5 protein-coding genes are annotated in these 5,991 nt (G+C 41.0%); 3 read left to right on the forward strand and 2 right to left on the reverse strand.

The window, feature by feature from the left end:
* From AC1DLM_RS34505 to AC1DLM_RS34515, 3 genes are all read left to right on the forward strand, one after another.
* Window positions 1-986, forward strand: a 986-nt coding sequence (locus AC1DLM_RS34505; protein ID WP_477572508.1) for a CobW family GTP-binding protein, incomplete at its 5' end; no start/stop codon positions are given.
* Window positions 987-1,105: 119 nt separating this feature from the next.
* A complete protein-coding gene (locus AC1DLM_RS34510) occupies window positions 1,106-2,116 on the forward strand; it encodes a permease (protein WP_441992320.1) in 1,011 nt (336 codons plus the stop codon).
* 24 nt (window positions 2,117-2,140) lie between these two features.
* A complete protein-coding gene (locus tag AC1DLM_RS34515) occupies window positions 2,141-3,208 on the forward strand; it encodes a TIGR03943 family putative permease subunit (RefSeq protein ID WP_477572509.1) in 1,068 nt (355 codons plus the stop codon).
* A 600-nt stretch (window positions 3,209-3,808) separates the two neighbouring features.
* Here AC1DLM_RS34515 and AC1DLM_RS34520 read toward each other — a convergent pair.
* Both AC1DLM_RS34520 and AC1DLM_RS34525 read right to left on the reverse strand, forming a co-directional pair.
* Complete coding sequence (locus tag AC1DLM_RS34520) at window positions 3,809-3,997, reverse strand: hypothetical protein (protein ID WP_441992322.1); 189 nt, start codon at window positions 3,995-3,997, stop codon at window positions 3,809-3,811.
* Between the two features lie 78 nt (window positions 3,998-4,075).
* Complete coding sequence (locus AC1DLM_RS34525) at window positions 4,076-5,749, reverse strand: ribonuclease J (protein WP_477572510.1); 1,674 nt, start codon at window positions 5,747-5,749, stop codon at window positions 4,076-4,078.
* Window positions 5,750-5,991: the final 242 nt, after the last annotated feature.

A 5,991-nucleotide genomic window follows, 5' to 3' on the forward strand; every position in this document is an offset into this window, starting at 1 on the left:
GTTTTTTAGGCAGTGGCAAAACAACACTGCTTATCCGTATGCTACGAGAAGCTGCCATCTTCAATCTTTTACCTGCTGTTCTTATGAATGAGCTTGGCAAACAAGATGTAGACGGACATCTTCTTCAAGAAGCTTCACCCGATGTGAACTTGGCCAAACTGCTCGATGGATGTATTTGCTGCTCCAAGAAGAGTGACATAAGCGGTTCTATTAAACAATTGTTAGTTCGCAAGCCTGATGTCATTCTCATTGAATTGACTGGTGTTGCCAACCCAGAAGAAATCGTCGATGCTCTCACCGAACCCGCATTACTTCCTTATGTGAAACTGCATAAAGTCATCACGGTACTTGACGCTGAGAATGTACTTGACTATAACAGTATCTTCGCCTCGGACCGCGAGCTGGTTCACACGCTTCGCAGACAGATGGAAGTTGCGGATCTACTTATTCTAAATAAAATCGACCTTGTCACAGATAAACAGATAAAAACAATTGAAAAAACAATTCGCAAATACAATAAACACTCTTTGCTACTTCCAACGTCTAATAGTAAATTTGATTTAAGTCTTATTTTCGGTGAGATTCCTCCAATGCAATATCAGTCTGCGAATACACTGAGTTTCAACAGAAGCATGCAAGTGCAAACCATGAAGACCCCACCGTCATTGAAGCAGTCTGACAAACCTAAAGCATCTTTTTCACGTATTCAGAGTATTTCTATTCCTATTGCGAGTGACCTTCAGTTAAATCAACGATTTATTGAACGTTATCTAGCCGACTGGGGGGCTAAGCTCCTTCGTGCTAAAGGTTATTTACTGATTGGCGCTAAACTTGAATCGTTGCTCATGCAATTTGCAGGCAATCGTATAAACTGGCAGCCAACATCCTATCAGGGAACTCCTTATCTTGTTCTCATAGGCTTGGATTTAGACGTAAAATCCCTGGAAGAAGATTGGGAGAGACGTTTAATTGACTTTAACGCATAAAGAAATAAAGCAGCCTGAAGTGCTTAATTTAGCAGGCTGCTGTTTTTATTAAGAATGTCCTATTTCTCTATTACACTTCATACGTTATAGTAGTAATTTTTTTGATTAAGGAGTTTACAATGCCGAATACGATATACAGGACTACGATGCAAATAATGGCAGCTATTTGTTTCATCCTCATTTTACTTCTTCTAAAAGATTTTGATTTCTTACCTAGTTTATTTACAGTTGAACACATTCAATCCTTTAAAACCATTTTCATCAGCATTCTCTTAGAAGCAATGCCGTTCATTTTACTTGGCGTATTATTGTCTTCATTACTCCAAACATTCGTGTCTGAGAAAGCGATCCAACGATTTATTCCCAAAAACCCTTTCCTCGGAATTTTGTTTGCATGCTTGCTAGGTATTCTTTTTCCAATGTGTGAATGCGGAATGATTCCCGTTGTTCGAAGGCTCATACTGAAAGGAATGCCCGTCTACATCGCAGTGGTATTTATTATAACCGGACCGATTATTAACCCTATTGTGTTCGCGGCTACGTTCATGGCTTTCCGAAACCAACCATCTATTGCCTATTCTCGAATGGGACTAGCTTTCCTCGTGGCCATTGTTATTGGGTTAATCCTTTATCGTTGTATCAAAAGCAATCCGCTACGAATCAGTCGTTCAAGTTTCGCAAGCCAGTCCGAGTTGGAAAGTCATCAGCATTCAGGCGGTATTTCAAGTAAATTAAACACATTTTTCGTCCATGCTTCCAATGAGTTTTTTGATATGGGTAAATATTTAGTCTTCGGTTCTCTGTTGACAGCCATCATTCAGGTATTTATGCATCGCGAAAGTCTTCTTGCCATTGGTCAAGGCCCAATTAGCTCTCACGTGTTTATGATGGGTTTTGCGTATATCCTTTCCTTATGCTCGACCTCAGACGCTTTCGTGGCCTCTTCTTTTCAAACGTCATTTACACCTGGTTCATTGCTTACTTTCCTTGTATTCGGACCTATGCTTGATTTCAAGAGCACGCTAATGCTGCTTTCCGTGTTTAAATCCAGATTCGTCTTGTTTCTAATACTCTTAATTTCCATTACCGTACTAGCTTGTTCACTGTTTTGGGAACATTTTTTTTCTTAAAAATAGCTTTTAGGAGGTATAACTTTGAATCAAATTCGTATAACCAGCTTACATTATTTTTTTCGTACGATCATTTTGCTTGGCTTCTCCGGTTATATTGTGTTCCTTGTCAAATCAGACGCTCTTCAATATTACATCGCTCCGCGAATGATGATCTACGTGAAAACAGCTTCAGTCGTCTTATATATTATTGCTAACTTTCAAGGCTATCTGGCACTTCGTGCCTACTGGGGTAGGCCAGTTGCTTGTGAATGTGAACAGCCCGTTACGCGATCACGTATTCGTAATTCAGTAGCTTACGGCCTTCTGGTATTGCCGCTGATGATAGGCTTCTTACTTCCGGACACAGCCTTAAACAGCGCGATGGTTGCTGCCAAGGGAATTAATCTTTCGGCAGGCACATCCAATTTCGCCAAACCCAAAGTAACTTCAGCTGCCGAAATATCGAGCACTCCGATTCCAAATGTAAATAGTTTAGGAGTGACAGCAACACCGAGCCCATCAATGGTTACACGAGATGACACGAACAAGGTTACGGTTATTCCTAAACCTGCTACTAGCGATAAAACGCCGCCATTCGCTCAACCAACAACTCAACCTGATGCTCCACCTGTCGCTTCACAAGATGCTGAGATCGAGAAGTTATTCAAAACTACCGATGAATGGAACGAAGACTTTGCGAAGATGGGCGTCATTCTCTATAAAAAAGATCATATCGTTGTACAGCCAGAAATTTTCATGGAAATCCTTTCAACCATTGACCTCTTCAAGGATAACTTTATAGGCAAAAAAATAGAGCTTACCGGCTTCGTGTATCGTGAGGAGAAGATGTTAACGAGCCAATTTGTCGTTGGCCGATTTGCAGTAAGCTGCTGCTCAGCAGATGCTTCTCCCTATGGCGTGCTGATTGACTTCCCAACAGCTCAAAACTACCCAAAAGACATGTGGGTTAAAGTTACCGGCACAATTCAAAATGGTAACTATAATGGCAATGATATTTTCAAAATCGCAGCCACCCAAATCKAGAAAATCGCTGCTCCTAGTTCGCCTTATGTTTATCCGAATTTTGAACCGCTTAAAGTGCTTAAGTAGTTGAGGAAAAGTGAATGCTGACGTGCGAGGATCCCACCGCTAGCTACTAGCTATTTCACTTTTTATTCATCTACGTCTCATCAGAAAAACTTCTAAGCAAGCTAAATGATGAGACATCTGTAGCTGGAAAAATATAAATTACACGATAGAGTCATCTCTTATCGCGTTGTATGTAAATATTGTGAACGATTGCATTATTTGTTCGTTGCAAGCCATGTCGTAAAACTTTGAATATCTTCGTCACTATTTTATCTGTGATCTGCTCCTGGGTTAGTTTGCCCACAATTTCGCGAGGCTCGACTCTCTCTTGTCCCTTTCAGGGCTACTTTGTCACAAGGCTTCAACCTTAGGATCTCTCCACCAGTTGCCTGTTAGCTATGAGGCGACTTGGCTCTTATTTCGATTGAACTTCCATCAATTAGTTGTGCCTAGCTTTGCTAGGCGCGCCAATAACTAAAAAAGCCCGCGATTTACGCGGACTTTATTCGGACCATATTCTTGTCAACTGACACTAATAAGATGTGTTTGTTTAAAGCTTGCTTCATTCTTATAAGCTTACTCCAGGATCAGCAGGAGCAGGTCTATTTCAATTCGATGGAATTAGTCGCTATCATTATCATTACTGAAAATATCATCCAGCTCTGAAGTATGTTCGTTTGCTGCAGCCTGGATCTCTTGATCTACTTGATTACTCCCTTGAATTTGTTCCGCAGCTTCGGCTTGATTGTTCAGTTGCGGGGCAATTTGACCAATGCCATGTGCGCCTTGATGTCCTCGACTCGATGTCATCGTAGTTGTACCCTCCCTTTTCGGTAAATGGACTTCTAGCTATATTATGGCGCTATTTTCCATCCTTATTCACGAATATTAAACCTGAATGATAATCGGCAATATCATCGGCCTTCTTTTGGTCTGGGTGTATAAATATTTACCAACCGCTTCTTTAAGCGCTTGTTTATAGAGCCCCCATTGGTTCGTTTTGGTCTCTTGCAGCTGTGTGATGGTCGTTAATGCAATCCGATGTACTTCCTCCATTAATTCCTCAGATTCTTTCACGTAGACGAACCCGCGGGATATGATATCAGGCCCTGATACAACGGTGCCATCCGATTTACTGAGTGAAAGCACAAAAATCAATATGCCATCTTCAGATAACACTTTCCGATCTCGTAAAACAATATGACCAACATCTCCAATACCAAGTCCATCTACTAGCGTATTTCCATTCGGAATATGCCRCTCTTGACGAGCGATAGAGCCTGTAAAGTCAACTACCTCGCCGTTATTGATAATAAAAATGTTATCTGAATTTACACCAACAGCTTCAGCTAATAAACGATGCTGATACAGCATGCGATACTCCCCATGAATTGGGATAAAGTATGTAGGCTTCATTAATGTGAGCATGAGCTTTAATTCTTCCTGACTGGCATGACCGGATACATGCATGCCAGTTACCGATCCGGAGCCGTAGATCACTTTAACTCCTTTCGCGAATAAGTTATCTACGATACGAGCTACGTTCCGTTCGTTACCAGGAATAGSTGTCGCTGCTAGAATCACTGTATCACCAGGAGAAACTCCGACTTGGCGATGTGTGCCACTCGATAAGCGGGMTAATGCAGCCATAGGTTCCCCTTGACTTCCCGTACAGAGGACAACAAGCTCATGCGGAGAGTAACGATTCACATCTTGAGCTTCAATTAACATGTCAGGAGGCATTCTCAAATAGCCCAGCGATAAAGCTATTTCCACGACATTGACCATGCTTCTCCCTAAAAGGGCGATTTTACGGTTTGTTTTTTCCGCTGCCACAATGACTTGCTGTAACCTGTTGACGTTAGAGGCGAAGGTCGATAAAAATATTTTTCCTGTAGCCTTGGCAAATGCTTCCTCGATATGATCCCCTACGAAGCGTTCAGATGGTGTGAAGCCTGGCCTCTCCGCATTCGTACTCTCAGAGAGTAGAGCAAGTACCCCCTTTTGACCGATCGCTGCCATTTTATGAATATCTGCATATTGCTCGTTTACTGGAGTTAAATCAAACTTAAAATCGCCTGTATGTACAACTACGCCTTGCGGTGTATCGAAGACGATACCTAAGCAATCAGGAATGCTGTGGTTCGTTCTAAAGAAGCTTAGCGGAATGGCTCCTAATATAAGGTTAGTATTTGCATCAATCTCGTGTAGCGTAGTCGTGCCCAGAAGTCCGTGTTCTTTCAATTTCCCCTTAATAAGACCAAKGGTAAGTCGCGTAGCATAAATGGGCATGTTCAACTGTTTGATAATATAGGGTATACCGCCAATATGATCCTCGTGTCCATGAGTGATAACCAAACCTCTCACTTTATCAATGTTTTCAAGTAAGTAAGAGATATCTGGAATTATCAGATCTATGCCCAACAGGCTTTCATMTGGAAATTTGGAACCACAGTCGATAATGACAATATCATCGTTATATTGAATAACGTACATATTTTTGCCAATTTCATTTACTCCACCAAGGGCAATAATTGATAGCTTATCCTGGTTTGACTCCAATAAAAAAACCTCCATAGCTTGTACGATTAAGTTTTAGGTAATTTTCGACGCGTGACAATGGTACAAATAAAACATTTCGCTTTTTTTCCTTTTAACATTTGCTCGTTTTCGCAAAGTAAACAACGCATATGATCACCTCTGTTTTATTGTGTCCAAAAGAAATAATCAAAAATTCACTTTTTCAGTAACTTTATTCTATTTCTATTTAGAACTATCTAGATAAATTGGACATTATATCGAGT

Source organism: Paenibacillus sp. 01T442, assembly GCF_056398345.1.

Coding starts and splice junctions, on each gene's coding strand:
- AC1DLM_RS34520 (WP_441992322.1), bottom strand. CDS start 3,997: ATGACATCGAGTCGAGGACATCAAGGCGCACATGGCATTGGTCAAATT.
- AC1DLM_RS34510 (WP_441992320.1), top strand. CDS start 1,106: ATGCCGAATACGATATACAGGACTACGATGCAAATAATGGCAGCTATT.